Origin of the sequence: Paraglaciecola arctica BSs20135 (genome assembly GCF_000314995.1) — a bacterium.
Lineage (GTDB): Bacteria > Pseudomonadota > Gammaproteobacteria > Enterobacterales > Alteromonadaceae > Paraglaciecola > Paraglaciecola arctica.
The window spans coordinates 128188-144675 of the sequence record NZ_BAEO01000015.1 but is presented as its reverse complement, the minus strand read 5'-3'; the positions used below and the strand labels follow the sequence as shown (position 1 = coordinate 144675).

Genomic DNA, 16488 nt, shown 5'->3' with positions numbered 1-16488 from the left:
CACAATCCAATAAAACAACCGGCTTCTGATACAAATTTGGTAGATGCTAGCTTTAACTGCGCTATCGTTACTTGTTAGGTTAAGTAAATATTAGGGTATGTAGGGACCTGTTTTATAAGAGCTTTTATATTTTCACTCTTAGAAAATAACACTTCTGTAGAGCTACATATCTGTGGTGATACCAATACATTTAATTTAGATAACTCTCTTTGAGTTTGAAATTGTTGAATTCATTTCAAATGTCTCGTTGACGCCATCTGTTAAATGGGCTAAAACGCTCAACTTTTTAATTGCCACAAGGGTGAGTTCTTATGTTTGCAGGATTAGATTTCGGTACATCCAATTGTTCGATCGGCATAATAGATAATAATGAAACTGTACTCATTCCATTGGAAGACGGTGAAACTAGGCTGTCTTCTTGTATCTTTTTAGAGCACGGCGTGATCCAAGCTGAAGAGGTTTCAGAGTTAGAGTTATCTAAGCGAGTTCGTGCACAAAAGACTGCTCAATCACAACGCATTAATAATGGTGATAAGTCAAAAGATGTACGTATTTTAAGTGATGAGGAACTGGTTAGTGTGTTTCGTAAACAAATACGCAAAGAAAATCGTGAAGACGCTAAAACCAGCCAAAAATCACAAAGTGTAATGCAAGCCTTGCAATCCAACCGCGAGGTTATCTTCGGTAAAGAAGCCGAATTAGCTCATATTGCTGATCCTGAAAACGGTTTTTTCATTAAGTCACCCAAATCCTTTCTTGGGGCTAATATTTCTGCCGCCCAGCAACTAGTGTTTTCAACTGTAGTTGAAAAAATGTTGTCTTTTATTAAACAAGAAAGTGAATATGTAAAGGGAATTGAGTTAGACCAAGTTGTCATTGGCCGACCTGTTAATTTTCATGGCCTACAAGGAAATGATGGCAACAAACAAGCCTTACAAATCATCGACAAAGCCGCCAAAAAAGTGGGGTTTAAAGATGTTGAGTTTTTAATGGAGCCTGTAGCCGCAGCCTACCATTATGAAACACAACTGACGAAAGATAGAGTGGTGCTTATTCTCGATTTGGGAGGAGGTACCACCGATTGTTCCATGCTAAAACTAGGGCCTAGTTATATTCATTCTGACACTAGAGAAACTGGCATATTAAGTTATTCGGGTAAAAGGGTAGGGGGTATTGATCTTGATAACAAATTGGCCCTAATGACAATAATGCCTCACTTTGGTAAAAACGCCATGTTAAACAACGGCCTACCTGTGCCGATTACTTTATTTAGCCAAGCGGTCAATATTAATGATGTTAGGGCACAGCAGGACTTTAGTGCTAATAGAACAGGCATTGAACTAGCAAGGTTCTGCAGCATGTGCGAAGACAAACGACTCGAAAGATTAAGAACACTAAGAGATCGCAAACTAGGACTCAGACTCAACCAAAGTGCTGAAATGGCGAAAATCCAACTATCAGGTAACGAAAATATCAGTTTACCACTTCATTATATTGAAAATGATCTGTTGGTACCTATCAGCCGAGTAGCATTGAGCGATGCCATCAAGGATGAATTAAGGCAATTTGAAGTACTTATTAACGAATGTGTACAACTAGCGGGCACCCAACCCGACAGCATATTTGTTACCGGAGGCACCGCGGTTTCACCGGTCATTCAAACTTGGATAAACTCAATATTTCCAGATGTTGAAGTAGTGATAGGTAATCATTTTGGTAGTGTGACATCAGGGTTAGTAACACATGCGCAGCGGGTGTTTAGGGGGTAACTATTCTTCGATTGCCCCTGTAATAAAATGTGATTATCCGCGCTCTGTGCTGCAAAACCAGTTTTTTATGAGCTTGTTTTTTTAATTTAAGAATGTTTATTATGACCAAATTGCTAATTTGGTTGTTTAATTATCCTGGTATTTCATCTTACTTCTAAAAAAAAGCCCTGATTAACAGGGCTTTAAGATAGGGCTTAAACAGTTTTGGTGGCTCGTGGTTTTCTTTTGGGTTTTGGTTTTTCTATTTCAACCGTTTGTACCAATTCACTATGTTTGAAGTCATCAACATTGATAGTGCGTAATCGCCCTTTCTCTGTTTCTCTAAGCAAACTAGCTTGTTCTTCGGTAATCACTTGCAATTCCAGACCTCTATCCGCCACCTTATCTAACTCGGTAAAAGGTAGATATTCTTTAGCTGCCTTACATACCTTATTATAAATAGGTTCTGCGGCTACTACGTTTTCAAGGGTTTGCTCTAAATCACCCATCAAGTTACCTGGCACGCGAGATAAATATTGTCCCGCACCTAAGCGATTACGGGCTTCATTCGGAGTCTGTAACAGTGTGGCAATGTCATGCTCTAATTGATCAGAGGGACGCTTATATTTTTTCCCAAAAGGCATGATAATTAATTTAAGTGCTTTACCCATTATCTTAGAAGGGAAGTTGTCGAATAACTCCTCCAATGCAATTTCTAGTTTGTGTAAACTGTCTTGCATAGCCCAGTGCACTAAAGGTAAATCGTCAGCTTTGCGTCCTTCATCATCAAAACGTTTCAATACACATGAGGTGAGGTATAGATAGCTCAATATGTCACCTAAACGCGCCGAAATACGTTCACGGCGTTTTAATTCACCACCTAAGACTGCCATGGCAACATCAGATAAAAAGGCCATATTAGAACTATAACGCTGCATTGAACGATAATAACCTGAGGTTTCGTCATCAAAAGGTGCTTTAGTCAATTGAGCTCCCGTTAGAGAAAACCATAAACTGCGGAATAAGTTACTGATTGCAAAACCAATATGTCCAAATACTGCTTCATCAAATTGCTCTAAACTTTCGTCTGCATCAGGATTGTTGGCTGCTAGTAATTCTTTTAATACATAAGGATGGCAGCGCATGGCGCCTTGCCCGTATATCATCATATTACGGGTTAGAATGTTGGCGCCTTCAACTGTAATTGCAATAGGTGCACCTTGATAGGCACGGCCTAAATAGTTATTGGCTCCAAGCATAATGCCTTTGCCACCATGTACATCCATGGAGTCATTAATTACCTGACGCATTTTTTCTGTTAAATGATATTTACAGATAGCGGATATAACCGAAGGTTTCTCACCTAAATCTATGCCTTTAGTTGAAAAGGAAGTGACTGCGTCCATCAAGTAAGCATTTCCACCTATACGGCCTAACATCTCTTCAATGCCTTCCATTTTACCTATAGGCATTTTAAATTGACGACGAATACGCGCGTAAGCGCCAGTCGCAAGAGCAATACTCTTGGCTCCACCTGCTGAGTTTGATGGTAAGGTAATAACTCGACCCACAGATAAACATTCAACTAACATACGCCAGCCTTGGCCGATCATTTTGGTACCACCAATAATGTAATCTAAAGGTACAAAAATATCCTGACCTCTGATTGGTCCATTTTGGAAGGGTACATTTAGTGGGAAATGGCGGTTGCCTATTTCCATTCCTGCAGTGTCTCTCGGTAATAATGCACAGGTAATGCCTAATTCTTGCTCATCACCTAATAATCCGTCTGGATCATACATTTTAAAAGCCAAGCCAATAACAGTCGCAACCGGGGCTAAGGTGATATAACGCTTATCAAAGGTTAGGCGCATACCAAGTATCTCTTCGCCGTTCCATTGTCCTTTGCACACTATACCGCTGTCAGGTAAGGAGCCTGCATCCGAACCCGCTTCAGGACCTGTTAGTGCGAAACAGGGAATTTCATCACCCACGGCTAATCTTGGTAAATAATGATTTTGTTGTTCTTCAGTTCCGTAGTGTTGTAATAACTCACCAGGCCCTAATGAATTAGGCACACCTACAGTAGTGGATAGCACAGCACTGACACTAGATAACTTTTGTAGCACACGAGATTGGCAATATGCAGAAAAGTCCAAACCACCAAATTCTTTTTTGATGATCATGGCAAAGAATTTATGATCTTTTAGGTACTGCCACACTTCTGCAGAAAGGTCGGCATTTTTGTGGGTGATTTCCCAGTCATCACACATTTTACAGACTTCTTCTACCGGACCGTCTAAAAATGCTTGTTCTTCAGCCGTTAGACGAGCTTGAGGAATGTTATGGAGCATTTGCCAATTTGGGTTACCACTAAATATTTCGCCATCCCACCAAACCGTACCAGCATCGATGGCATCTTTTTCTGTGCTCGACATTTCAGGCATGATTTTTTTGTAGATTTTAAAAATAGGCTCACTGATATATTGCTTACGAACCGATTCAATATTGAGGGGTAGGGCCACAATTAAAAATGCTAACCAGGTAAACTCACCTATTAGACCTATAATATTTCCAACTACAAATAGGCAAAATATTGCGATAGTTGCATTAAACAATTTCATTCGAAAATAGCTTGTTACGCCTAGCGCTGCTATTACATATAAAAACCACATTAGGATTTGCATAGATGCTCCAATTTTTAGAGGTCAGACCAGATTTTCAACAGTATATTTATACTATGTGAAAATCAAGTTTAAGGATCAGTTTATAACTATGATTGAGATGAATATTTCAAATAAAACTGTATCAATTAAAATGATAACAGAGCAACCCCAGTATAGGGTAGTTGTTGTTTGAGGGGATCAGTTTTTAGTTTCTGGTTGGATGCTTTCAGATTTGAAATATTTCAAACGAATTTCACCTTGTTCGTCACCATCTTTAAACTGTTGTAGCTTAACTAATTGATAGTTAAGTTGCGGAGAAAACCAGGCTATTGTTTCTCTTGATGAATTATTTCTAATAATTTTAACCTTGATCCCTTCAATCATACCAAAAGGTAAGTCGAGTTGTTCTTTGCCAACAACTTTTAACTCATAATGGCGTAACTCTCCTCTGTTATTAACGATATTATATTCAAATTCACGTTTGCCCGACGCTAATTTTAATTGCACATCTAAGCGATAAAGCTGGTTATCTAGCTGCCCAGTCCATTCTATCGGTTGCGCTTGATTGACTGTGACTGTTGACTTTTCAGCATCAAAGTGGATTTTGGTGCTTTTATTCGAACCTGTTCCACTGCGGCTATAAGCATAGGTAAGGGGGTGTAATTGCTGATCACTAAAAGTAAAGAAACTGGTTTCAGAACGAACGTCTGATAAAAAGAAAGCTGAGACTTTAGAGTAATAATCTAACCTGTACAGATCGTTTTTATCAGCTTTCAGGCTTAGTTTAGCTTTACCTAAACTTCTATCAAATCGATAGACGATGTATTCAGCTTCAAAACCTTGTAGTTGTTCGGAGTCGGCATAAGCAGGGCTATTTGCACCGAAAGTCAGCCCTAAAACTAAGGTTATTGATAAAAGAATAATCGATTTACCCAATAGCGTAACCCTCTTCAGCTAATATTTGGTTGTCTAGTACTGCTCTATTATTGATCATTTTTAGCCTATCTTCACAAAACCATTTAATTACTAGAGGATACATTTGACGTTCTTGTTGTTGTACTCGATCCGCTAACTCTTGCTCATCTTGTTGTTCAAACACTGGCACTTTAGACTGTAATACTACCGGCCCGCCATCTAACTCTGGTGTGACAAAGTGCACCGATGCCCCATGTTCTTTATCACCAGCATCAATTGCCCTTTGGTGTGTATGCAATCCTTTGTACTTGGGCAACAAAGATGGATGAATGTTCAACATCCTACCTTGAAAGTGCTCAACAAAGGAAGGTGTAAGAATACGCATAAAACCAGCTAATACAATGAGATTCGGTTTGAACTCGTCTATACAACTAGCCATTTTGGCATCATATTCTTCGCGACTAGCAAAACTTTTATGATCGATATACAAAGCGGGAATACCCGCGTTTTCAGCACGAGTCAACGCATAGGCGCTTTCTTGATTAGCGATAACCGCTGAAATCTTGGCATTAATTTTATGCTGAGAAATGTCATCGATGATCGCTTGCAAGTTAGAACCATTGCCTGAAACCAATACCACTATGGACTTTTGCTCAGTCACTTAATTGATCTCAACCTGTTGTTCGGAATCACTATTTTCTATATGACCTATTTGCCATGCATTTTCGCCAAGCTTGTTCAATATCTCTATCGCTTGGGCAGCTTTATCACTAGGCAAGGCTATGATTAGACCAACACCACAGTTGAAGGTACGGTACATTTCATGGGTTGTTACATTACCTTTTTGTTGTAACCAATTAAATATTGCTGGCCATTGCCAACTCGACCCATCAATCACAGCTTTGGTGCCTTGGGGTAAAACTCGCGGAATATTTTCCCAAAAGCCACCGCCAGTAATATGGGATATGGCGTTAACTTGAATTTGTTCCAATAAAGACAATACGTTCTTTACATAAATACGGGTAGGTTCAAGCAAATGTTCTGATAAGGCTTTGCCTTCCAAAGCTTCACTTGTATCACTTGAGGATACTTCTATGATTTTGCGTATTAGAGAATAACCATTAGAGTGAGGACCAGATGAGCCTAGAGCAATAAGCGCATCGCCGTGAGCAACCCGAGAACCATCAATAACATCTTCTGCTTCGACTACACCTACACAAAACCCTGCCACATCATAATCTTCACCATGATACATGCCTGGCATTTCAGCTGTTTCTCCGCCAATAAGTGCGCAGCCGGCTAATTCACAGCCTTTGCCAATGCCAGTGACAACCTCTGCTGCAGTATCAATATTTAATTTTCCGGTGGCATAGTAGTCAAGGAAAAACAAAGGCTCTGCGCCTTGCACTATTAAGTCATTAACACACATTGCGACTAAATCTATGCCAATGCCATTGTGCTGCTTTAAGTCCATAGCCAATCTTAGTTTAGTGCCAACACCGTCGGTGCCTGATACTAGAAGAGGTTTCTTATATTTTTCTGGTAATGAACAAAGAGCACCAAAACCACCCAAGCCACCTCTAACTTCAGGTCTGTGAGTTTTTTTTGCGACCGATTTAATTCTTTCTACTAGCTGGTTGCCTGCATCAATATCAACCCCAGCGTCTTTGTAACTTAGTGATGAGTTTTTATCGCTCACGTATTTTCCTCAATTCAATTATGGCCGCAAAAAAGAGCGCAGATTTTAGCAGCTTGCACAAATAATACCAACGACAGATATTGACATATATATGCAAATATCGCTTAAATTTTCATTTTTAGGAGGATTGGGAATATAGATTGATAAACAATTGATGAATTTTGTTCACAAATAAAAGACAATAGCCTTAAGAAAATTTCTAAAAAACTGTTTTGAGGAGAGTTGGCCCTGATGCCAATAAAAATAAACCCTGTGCTATTAGTGTTTTTGCTTGTGTGGCTAGTAAGCTGGCAGAGCGTAAAAGCAGCGGTTATTGATGATCTGTACGATGCTAAGATTGCCGTAGATGATCAGTCCCAGCGGGAACAAAATAATGCTTTTAGTCTCGCCCTTAAACAAGTGCTGATTAAAGTTCGAGGTAATAACGATTTACTGACTAACCAAAAAATTAGAAATGCCATGACTAAGGTGACTCCTTATGTCAGGTCTTACAGTTATGAAAAGCTAGAATCACAACTTTATTTGGTGATAAATTTTGATCCCCAGCGAGTGGAGAACCTTATTCGCAAAGCTGGCTTTCCGGTTTGGGACAAAAGGCGTCCAGATTCGTTAATTTGGTTAGCTATCAAGTCATCTGATGGTTCAGACAGACAAATTGCGACAGTAAACGAATATTCAGAAATTTATCAACAATTAAGTATACGGGCAGCGCAAAGAGGTATTTTATTAATGTTTCCCCTATGGGATCTTGATGATATACAAACTTTGAGTGTGTATGATATTTGGGGTGGTTTTAGCACTCAAATTTTCAAAGCCAGCGAACGTTATGCTGTGCCGTCTGTACTTTCTGCGAGAATTTATCTGACAGGTAATCAATCATCTGATGTCACGCAAAACAGTGTCATGGAGAATGAAAAGTCGATGACAAAATGGTCGTCTGACTGGACCATGATAGAAGGGGGGGGGCTATTGGCTGGTCAAGTCCAAGGTGATAGTCCGTTGAGTATTGCTGAGGGGTTGATCGATGCATTGGCAGATCAGTTATCTCTTAAATATGCGATCGATTTGACTCAGATTGACCAGGCAGATTCTAAAGTTCAAATAGTGGTTAATAATATAGATTCCCTTACTTATTACAGCCAAGCCTTAAAGTCATTAGAAAATATGAGTGTTGTTAATGAAGCCACACTCATTAAGCAGCAAGGCACTAGGGCAACCTTTGAATTAGATTTGTTAGGTGACGTTGAAGATTTAACCAACGCCCTGAATTTAGATAGTAAAATAAGACCTGTTGTTGATGATTTTGGTCAGCCTATACTTGGTTTGGAATTCTTTTGGGTCAAGTAAATAGTCAACTATCATTGCCTATTGGCTTAAAAGACACAGAATCATTTGCCAGTTTTATTCCGGGGCAAAATCTGCAAGCTTGTAATCACTTACGAGAGCTATTTAGTCAGTTTGAAAATAAAAAGGTCAATAATTGGCTGACATATTTATTTTCTGACTCTGGTTTGGGTAAAAGTCATTTGTTGTATGCAACTTGCCAACAGGCAGAAATAGCAGGTGAGAGTTGTATTTATTTAAGCTTTAACGAAAAACAACATATGTCACCAGATGTGCTCATAGGGCTGGAACATTATCGTTTAATTTGTCTTGACGATATTGAAAAATTGCAAGGTGAAAGTGCTTGGCAAATAGCCGTATTTGACTTGATCAACAGAGTCAATGAATTGAATAGTAGTTGCTTAGTGATTACAGGTAATCAACCTCCAAAACAGTTAACCCTAGAGCTTCCCGACCTTATATCTCGGCTGTCCTGGGGCACTAATTTTCAACTTTATTCATTAAACGACGAGCAGCGAAAACAGGCGTTGATAGTTAAAGCCCAGCATAGAGGCTTAAATATGTCGAAAGATGTGGCTAACTATCTGGTGACTCATTGGCAAAGAGATATGCCCGCCTTAATAGCTTCTTTGGATATTCTTGATGAGCAATCCCTGCAACAGCAGCGAAAACTCAGCATTCCTTTTGTTAAGTCTATTTTGGAGCTTTAACTTTTACTCTTACTTTGGCCTTCGAAGGCTTGTTTTTCTTCTAATAGTTCTTCTTTTAATTTACGAATACCCAATCCGAGTTCACGTCCTCTAATTCGCGCATAATAGCTACATCCGGTAAATAGTGCACAACACAATATTATTTCGACTAGGGCATACAACCTTTCCCCTTCGACGGCATACACAGCGGTTAAACCGTGTAACAAATAATACATTACAATAAAATTGGTCCATGCATATGTATAGGGTTTACCTTCTATCAGTCCTTTAATGGGTAATAGGATTGGCATTATCCAAAATAACAAAGTGAACAAAGTTGAAGTTGGTTTATCTATGGTTAAAACAAAATGCCAAACCACTAGCCAAACAATCAGTAATAGGTAACTTGTTAAGGTTAATCTTCGAAAAAATGTGCTGTTAAATGTCATATTACTTGTCCCGAATTCAGGTTAATTACCTAGTTTTGTGGCGAGTACAGCTAATCTTCTGCCTTGTTCGATACACAATCTTTGTTCTTCATCAGTGAGTTTGTTTTTATTGTCGCCTTGGGCTAAATGAGTCACTCCGTAAGGGCTACCTCCTGATAAGGTGGTATGTAATTCTGGGTTAGAGTAGGGCAGTCCACATAATACCATGCCGTGGTGAAACAGTGGGATCATCATAGTAAGCAAGGTTGACTCTTGCCCGCCATGCATACTCGATGTAGAGGTGAAAACACAAGCGGGTTTATTTTCTAATGTGCCCGCTAACCACTGAGCGCTGGTGTCGTCTAAAAAATATTTTAAAGGTGCTGCCATATTACCGAAACGGGTTGGACTGCCAAGTGCCAAGGCACAACAATCATCTAAATCTTGTTTGACTACATAAGGATCGCCCGAATTAGGCACTGAATTTTGAATCTTAGTAAAATTGTTACTCACTTCAGGCACACAGCGTAACCTAGCCTCAAGTCCTGATTTTTCAACACCTAATGCAATGCTGTTAGCCATAGCTTGAGTAGCACCATGGCGACTGTAATACAAAATCAGTACCACTTGACTCATAAAATATCCAATACTGATTCAGGGGGGCGACCGATAGCGGCTTTACCCTTGTTTAGCACTATAGGTCGTTCGATGAGTTTAGGATTGTCTAACATTGCCCCAATGAGTGAATCTTCAGATAAATTTGGATCAGCTAAATTGTGTTCTTTATAAACGTCTTCACCTTTTCTCATTAATTGTCTGGCTGAAGAAAAGCCTAATTGAGATATTATATCTGTCAGTTCGTCTGCACTGACTGAGGTTTTCAAATATTCAATAATTTGTGGCTCAAAGCCTTTTTCTTGAAGTAATTGCAGGGTTTGGCGACTTTTTGAACATCTAGGATTGTGTAATATTTTTAGGTCAGACATAAATTTTTTCACTTTGAATGAGATATCGTATTTATAAAGTGTATTCTACATTTTATTGAGAGTAACTCACATTTAGGACACTGTTATTTTGAAAAAGATTGTTATTTTTTTGGCTGCGTCGTTAGCTTTGTTATTAGGTTTGTGGACTCAACAAGCGTTAAAAGTCGATTTTGCTACCCTTGATGGACAAGGGAATAGTTGGAGTAATTCACAAGGGAAATGGAAAGTAGTTAATTATTTTGCAGAATGGTGTGCGCCGTGTTTACGAGAAATACCTGAGTTAAATCAGTTCTACCAACTACATAATGATGAAATAGATATCTTTGCCGTGAGTTTTGATCCATTGAGCAATGAGCAACTCAGTGCTCTACAACAAAAATATAATATTCAATTTCCGGTTATAGAGCGACTGAATACTCTGCCATGGGAGCGTCCACCTAACAGTTTACCGACCACTTATATTCTTGATGCTGATGGTAAAGTGCAAAAACAATTGAAAGGTGAACAAAGTGCCGAAAAACTCATACAAACTATCAATACATTAAAGGGTTTGTAAACGTTCTTGCGCCGTTCTAAATTGTTCTATTCTGGCTCGTATCCGTTGTTGTTCAATTTTACGGTTATTGGCGTAATTGTAGGCAGTATGTAATTCATCAATTGCTCTTGGGTAGGCAGCCACTAAGGCATACACTTCGGCTTTTACTTGGTGCATTTCCAACTTTTGTCCGCTACTTAGATAAGCGTCTGAAAGTAATTCATTGGCCAACATATTGTCTGGATTAATTAGTAGATAATCTTTTAAAAGTGAAGTTGCTCTTTCAAAATCTCTGGTTTTGATCAACACATTCGCTAAGTTTAAGGTCAACACTCGGTTGAAAGGTGCATTGACAATTTGTGCGGATAATTTATCTATCGCTTTTTGATGTTGATTTGTCTCAATCGCAATGTCGGTATAGGTGTCTAAATAAAATAAATTATCCGGATTATTTTGCAATAGCCCTTCTATTAACTTTAGTGCGGGTTCAAATTGTTCGTCGGCTAAGTAAGATAACGCTAAACCGTATTCAGCTGCTTGTTTAAAAACATAACTTTGTTTTTGTACTATCTCAGCAAAGTATTCGATATTGCGCTTCGGATTGGCGTAATAACGCGCCAAAATTCTTGTCTTGGCTAAGTGAAAATTGATGCTTTCAGGTACATTTCGTGGTCGAAATGAAGCGACTCGGGTGCGAGCGTCGGCAATTCGCGATTCGGGTAAAGGGTGAGTAAGTAAAAATGCTAAAGGGGTCGATTTAAGACGACTTTTTTCAGCCAAAATACCAAAAAAACTGCTTGCACCATTAGGATCAAAGCCAGCTTCAGCTAATATGCCAATGCCCACTCTGTCGGCTTCTTGTTCGTTTTGTCTGGTGTAATTGATTGAAGATTGTGCCGATGCAGCATTTCCTACTGAGATTGCTGCCATTCCTGCTTCAGGATTAGCCATTGCTAACAGTATTCCACCCAGAAGGCTGGCAATTTGCAAAGGAGATGATTTTTGTCTGGCTTCAATACTTCTGGCAATATGTCTTTGGGTAACGTGACTGACTTCATGGGCTAACACAGAGGCTAATTCAGACTCGTTTCGAGCATTAAAAATAAGTCCGGTATGTATACCGATATGTCCGCCAAAAAACGCAAAAGCATTGATGTCCGGACTATTAAGAATAAAAAATTTATAAGGAAATTTTACATTGTCTGCTTGAGCAACTAAACGATTACCAAGATCTTGAATATATTCATCCAACAATGGATCGTTAATAATAGGGGCTTGACCACGGAGTTGACGCATAAGCGCATCGCCAATCAATACCTCTTTATCAAGGCTGATAGCGCTAGACGCCACCACTCCTATTTCGGGTAAGTCATTTTTCTTATTTACTGCGCTAACAGACATAGTGCCTAATAAGAATATACTTAAGGCAGAAACCACAATGTTAGCAATAGGTTTTATCATAGATTACGTCTAATTTTAGTGTGTATATATTATCTGGCAGTATTGGTTCACAAATACTAGCCCGTGTTATGGGTCAACAACCTGCCCATTAGTTCAATTTTTCCTAAGCATTATACCGTTTTAATGGTTTTTAATTGTTGCTCAATGGACAAAAATACTTCTTGGATCGATTGTCCGCTATTCTCAACAACTTGTAATGATGCGCTCAACAAATCAATTAATTGTTCTAGTAACATATGGGCATATTTAAGTAATTCCATGTCCGCCTCGTCACCACAACGGATAGTTACACTCATAAAGTCGCTTAGTTGTGGAATACTAAGTAGTGGACCTAAACTCGAGGGATTAAATTCCTTGAATGGTGAATTTGTATCATAAGGTTTAATTAAAGCTTGGGGTTCGTCGTTAACTATAGGAAAACAATGTAAATCAAAGGCGTATTGGTTACAGTGCTTTTTCAGGGATATCGGTGGCTTACCTTGCTTACAATTGACTAAATGCCAGTTTTTTTTATTCAGTAAATATTTAATATTATTATCAAAACCGTCGCTAAAAGTGCCTTCTAATTCCAGTAGTTTATTCGCTACTATTTGAAAGTGATCGGGGATTTCACCTAAATTAAGTGATTTTTTTAATTGTAATATAGCTTTTACGTTGCCAAAACGACATGTCCAGTCTAATTGCAAAAACAGCCTCTCTTTATTTCTGTAATCTATTATAACCTCTATTTTATCAGGTAAGGGTTATGCAATAATGTCTCTATCATACAGACGATTTTTATCTATCATCAATATACTAAAGGTTGGTGATAGCAATTTATATACAAGGATACTAGATGTTAAGCGTTTTTGAACGTTGGTATAAGCGAAAATTTTCAGATCCTGATTCTTTGATGCTGTTATTGCTGTTACTTGTCAGTTCGTTGCTTCTGGCCGTTTGGGGCGGAATTTTAATGCCTGTTATAGTGGCCGCCGTTATTGCATATTTGTTAGATTGGCCGGTTGTGCAATTATGTAAGTTAGGTTTGTCTCGTGGCTATACCACTGTATTAGTATTATTTGCTTTTATAAGCGTCTCAATTTTAACCTTTGTGGGTCTTGTACCTATTGTTGCCCAGCAGAGTATTAACTTGATTAAAGAAATGCCGCAGATTTGGGAGCAAGGGCAAGTCTGGTTATTAAAGTTGCCTGAAACCTATCCAGATCTTGTGCAACTGACACAAATTCAAGATGTGTTGGACGGTATAAATGAAAGGGTAGTGGTGTTTGCAGAGCAACTGTTATCCGCCTCGTTCAGTTCTTTAGGCGGGTTGGGGGCTTTACTTATTTATATGATTTTAGTGCCGCTGATGGTGTTTTTTATGGTTAAAGATAAAGATACTTTGGTGTCTAATATCTCTACTATATTACCTACTGAACGCCGCCTGATCAAACAAGTGGGTAGTGAAATGAACTTGCAAATTGCGAATTATATTCGCGGTAAAGTTATTGAAATTGTCATTGTTGGTACTGTATCAGCAGTGATGTTTGCGTTTATGGACTTACGTTATTCACTGTTACTGGGGGTGTTGGTGGGATTTTCAGTGCTTATTCCTTATATAGGCGCCGCTGTTGTGACTATTCCTGTCGCTATAGTTGCTTTGTTTCAATGGGGTATAACACCTGAATTTTGGTATTTAATGGTCGCCTACGGCATTATTCAAGCTTTAGACGGTAATGTATTAGTCCCTATATTATTTTCTGAAGCGGTGAGTTTACATCCTGTGTATATCATTATCGCAGTGTTGTTCTTTGGTGGTTTGTGGGGATTTTGGGGGGTGTTCTTTGCTATTCCTTTAGCTACCTTAGTTAAGGCAGTTGTCAATGCATGGTCAAGTCCAAAGGAGTTAGCGACTGAAATCTAAGTAAAGTGGAGCCGAATTCATATGTGAATAAACGGCTCCGACTTTAATACTGATTACTTTTGTAGATAGGCCAATACCACTTCATGGTGATCTTTAGTTTTGAATTTATCAAACACATGTTCAATTTCGCCGTTTTCATTGATCAAAAACGTAATACGATGAATGCCATCGTATTCTTTACCCATAAATTTCTTTAGACCCCAAACACCAAATGCATCGGCTAAAGCATGATCCTCATCGGATAATAGGGTGAAGTTGAGGTTTTCTTTTTCTATAAATTTTGGCAGCCTTTTAACTGCATCAGGGCTCACACCTAATACTTCAACATTCAACTCAGCCAATGACGTTTGGCTGTCACGTAAACCTTGAGCTTGTATGGTGCAGCCCGGTGTCATAGCTTTGGGGTAAAAATAAACCAATACTTTTTTACCCTTAAAGTCGCTTAGTGAAACTGTTTGGTTATCTTGATTGGGTAGAGAAAATTGTGGCGCAACATCGCCCGCTTTAAGCATGTTCATAATAAATTGCCTTTCATTATCAATGATTTGGTTTAATCGAACCTTGTAGGTTGAGTGGTTGTAACAGGTTTTGAAGTGCCTGTTCAATTTTTTCAACTTCAAGTTCATGAGGGATAGAAATTACCATTTTACACTTCATGTGTTTGTCGTTGGCAGAATCATTTTCTTCTTTATCTAAAAACTTTAATCTAAATGCACTGACCGAGATATGATGTTGTTTGAAAAAATCAGTGACCTGGTCAATCAATCCTGGAGTACTCTCGCCATGAATGATGACGTCCGCTAGATGTTCTAGGTTTTGCTTGCAATGCTTTTTGGTGCGTTTCATCATTGACAATAAATTGTGCTTCTGACAAGTGTGTGGCAATAAACATTCGGCTTGGGTAATCGCACTTTGACTGCCTTCGATAATCATAGTTAACGAAAAATCCTCTCCATAAATGGCTTGGCGACTATCCAAAATATTGCATCCCACTCCTGATACTGTGTCTGCCAAAGTGCTTAACACGCCAAATTGGTCTGAACCTAGTATGGTAATGATAAGTTGCTGCTGCATTTTTAACCAATTAGTTGCTTTCAAATTGGCTATAACATACATGATTGTGGGTGGGTTGATCCAGTTTCAATTCTAATCTAGCAATTGAGCTATTCAATGCTTGTTTTTAGGGGGCCAGATCTTTACCATTAGGCGCTAATTTTAGGGGAGAGCACATGTTTACTGGCAGTTTTGTGGCGCTAATTACGCCAATGCATGATAACGGGCAAATAGATTATCCGTCATTGCAGACGCTCGTTGATTTTCATATTCAAAATGGGTCTCATGGCATAGTGTCTGTTGGTACCACTGGGGAGTCTGCGACTTTACCGTTTTCAGAACATATTGAAGTGGTCAAACGCACAGTTGAATATGCTCAGGGGAGAATACCTGTTATTGCAGGAAGTGGCGCGAACTCTACCTCAGAGGCCATTTTCTTGAGCGAACAAATGTCAGGTACTGGCATTGAAGGATTTTTAAGTGTTGTACCTTATTACAATAAGCCACAACAAAAAGGCATGGTGGCGCACTTTACTGCCATTGCTGATGCGACCGACTTACCGGTATTGTTGTACAACGTACCCAGCCGCACTGTAGCTGATATGTTGCCTGAAACAGTGGCAGAGTTAGCCACGCATCCTAAGATTGTTGGTTTAAAAGATGCTACAGGTGACATAACACGCTTAAAGGCTATGCAGAAACTTGTCTCAGACGATTTTGTATTATTAAGCGGTGATGACCTAACTAGTTGTGAGTTTCTGGCAAATGGTGGTCATGGGGTGATTTCTGTGACTGCTAATATTGTGCCTAAACAAATTGCTGATATGTGTAATGCTGCTTTGGCCAAGGATTTCCAGTTGGCGCAAAAAATAGATAAACAAATTGCCGAGTTACATAGCGCTTTGTTTATCGAGCCGAATCCAGTGTTACCTAAGTGGGCTTTGCATAAAATGGGGCTGACTAATTCAGCTTTTTTACGATTACCTTTAGTTGAATCGGAACTAGCTAGCCAAAAACATATCGAACAAGTCATGCGCAGTTCTGGCGTATTATCTTAAGGA

17 protein-coding genes are annotated in these 16488 nt (G+C 39.1%); 6 read left to right on the top strand and 11 right to left on the bottom strand.

What is annotated here, in order from left to right; all coding sequences use genetic code 11:
• Positions 1-311: 311 nt before the first annotated feature.
• Positions 312-1769 (top strand): molecular chaperone, encoded by a 1458-nt coding sequence (gene yegD / locus GARC_RS06520; protein WP_007618052.1) that lies wholly within the window; start codon positions 312-314, stop codon positions 1767-1769.
• A gap of 194 nt (positions 1770-1963) precedes the next feature.
• Here the strand turns inward: yegD and fadE are convergent, their stop codons facing one another.
• The 4 genes from fadE to purM form a co-directional block, all read right to left on the bottom strand.
• A complete protein-coding gene (gene fadE / locus GARC_RS06515) occupies positions 1964-4435 on the bottom strand; it encodes an acyl-CoA dehydrogenase FadE (protein WP_007618051.1) in 2472 nt (823 codons plus the stop codon).
• Positions 4436-4612: 177 nt separating this feature from the next.
• The gene (locus GARC_RS06510) at positions 4613-5350 is read right to left on the bottom strand and encodes a DUF3108 domain-containing protein (RefSeq protein ID WP_007618050.1); all 738 of its coding nucleotides are present in this window, start codon (positions 5348-5350) and stop codon (positions 4613-4615) included.
• Positions 5343-5990 carry a phosphoribosylglycinamide formyltransferase gene (purN, locus tag GARC_RS06505; protein WP_007618049.1) on the bottom strand — a complete coding sequence of 216 codons (648 nt, stop codon included), beginning with the start codon at positions 5988-5990 and terminating at the stop codon, positions 5343-5345. Before purN ends, GARC_RS06510 begins: the two co-directional genes overlap by 8 nt.
• Complete coding sequence (gene purM / locus GARC_RS06500) at positions 5991-7028, bottom strand: phosphoribosylformylglycinamidine cyclo-ligase (RefSeq protein ID WP_007618048.1); 1038 nt, start codon at positions 7026-7028, stop codon at positions 5991-5993.
• Positions 7029-7259: 231 nt separating this feature from the next.
• Here purM and GARC_RS06495 point away from each other — a divergent pair, with 231 nt between their 5' ends.
• Both GARC_RS06495 and hda read left to right on the top strand, forming a co-directional pair.
• Positions 7260-8375 (top strand): DUF2066 domain-containing protein, encoded by a 1116-nt coding sequence (locus GARC_RS06495; RefSeq protein WP_007618047.1) that lies wholly within the window; start codon positions 7260-7262, stop codon positions 8373-8375.
• A complete protein-coding gene (gene hda / locus GARC_RS06490) occupies positions 8363-9082 on the top strand; it encodes a DnaA regulatory inactivator Hda (protein WP_007618046.1) in 720 nt (239 codons plus the stop codon). Before GARC_RS06495 ends, hda begins: the two co-directional genes overlap by 13 nt.
• On the opposite strand, the gene GARC_RS06485 is transcribed toward hda, so the two are convergent.
• From GARC_RS06485 to arsC, 3 genes are read right to left on the bottom strand one after another with little or no spacing between them, the layout of a single operon-like run.
• Complete coding sequence (locus tag GARC_RS06485) at positions 9079-9510, bottom strand: DUF2069 domain-containing protein (RefSeq protein WP_007618045.1); 432 nt, start codon at positions 9508-9510, stop codon at positions 9079-9081. The genes hda and GARC_RS06485 overlap by 4 nt on opposite strands.
• Positions 9511-9531: 21 nt before the next feature.
• Positions 9532-10125, bottom strand: a complete 594-nt coding sequence (gene wrbA, locus GARC_RS06480; RefSeq protein ID WP_007618044.1) for an NAD(P)H:quinone oxidoreductase — start codon at positions 10123-10125, stop codon at positions 9532-9534.
• Positions 10122-10475, bottom strand: a complete 354-nt coding sequence (gene arsC / locus GARC_RS06475; RefSeq protein WP_007618043.1) for an arsenate reductase (glutaredoxin) — start codon at positions 10473-10475, stop codon at positions 10122-10124. The genes wrbA and arsC overlap by 4 nt, the downstream gene beginning before the upstream one ends.
• Positions 10476-10563: 88 nt before the next feature.
• On the opposite strand from arsC, the gene GARC_RS06470 reads away from it, so the two are divergent.
• The gene (locus tag GARC_RS06470; RefSeq protein WP_007618041.1) at positions 10564-11031 is read left to right on the top strand and encodes a TlpA family protein disulfide reductase; all 468 of its coding nucleotides are present in this window, start codon (positions 10564-10566) and stop codon (positions 11029-11031) included.
• Here the strand turns inward: GARC_RS06470 and bepA are convergent.
• Positions 11017-12411: a beta-barrel assembly-enhancing protease gene (bepA, locus tag GARC_RS06465; protein ID WP_456095257.1), complete on the bottom strand. Its 1395-nt coding sequence runs from the start codon at positions 12409-12411 to the stop codon at positions 11017-11019. The two genes, GARC_RS06470 and bepA, sit on opposite strands and share 15 nt — an antisense overlap.
• Positions 12412-12581: 170 nt before the next feature.
• A complete protein-coding gene (locus GARC_RS06460) occupies positions 12582-13157 on the bottom strand; it encodes a hypothetical protein (protein ID WP_007618038.1) in 576 nt (191 codons plus the stop codon).
• A 149-nt stretch (positions 13158-13306) separates the two neighbouring features.
• Here GARC_RS06460 and GARC_RS06455 point away from each other — a divergent pair, with 149 nt between their 5' ends.
• Positions 13307-14374: an AI-2E family transporter gene (locus tag GARC_RS06455; protein ID WP_007618035.1), complete on the top strand. Its 1068-nt coding sequence runs from the start codon at positions 13307-13309 to the stop codon at positions 14372-14374.
• Between the two features lie 53 nt (positions 14375-14427).
• Here GARC_RS06455 and bcp read toward each other — a convergent pair whose 3' ends face one another.
• Together bcp and GARC_RS06445 are read right to left on the bottom strand one after the other, a co-directional pair.
• Positions 14428-14892, bottom strand: a complete 465-nt coding sequence (gene bcp, locus GARC_RS06450; RefSeq protein WP_007618033.1) for a thioredoxin-dependent thiol peroxidase — start codon at positions 14890-14892, stop codon at positions 14428-14430.
• Between the two features lie 19 nt (positions 14893-14911).
• Positions 14912-15490: a glycine cleavage system protein R gene (locus GARC_RS06445; protein ID WP_007618032.1), complete on the bottom strand. Its 579-nt coding sequence runs from the start codon at positions 15488-15490 to the stop codon at positions 14912-14914.
• Positions 15491-15603: 113 nt separating this feature from the next.
• Here GARC_RS06445 and dapA point away from each other — a divergent pair, with 113 nt between their 5' ends.
• The gene (gene dapA / locus GARC_RS06440) at positions 15604-16485 is read left to right on the top strand and encodes a 4-hydroxy-tetrahydrodipicolinate synthase (RefSeq protein WP_007618030.1); all 882 of its coding nucleotides are present in this window, start codon (positions 15604-15606) and stop codon (positions 16483-16485) included.
• Positions 16486-16488: the final 3 nt, after the last annotated feature.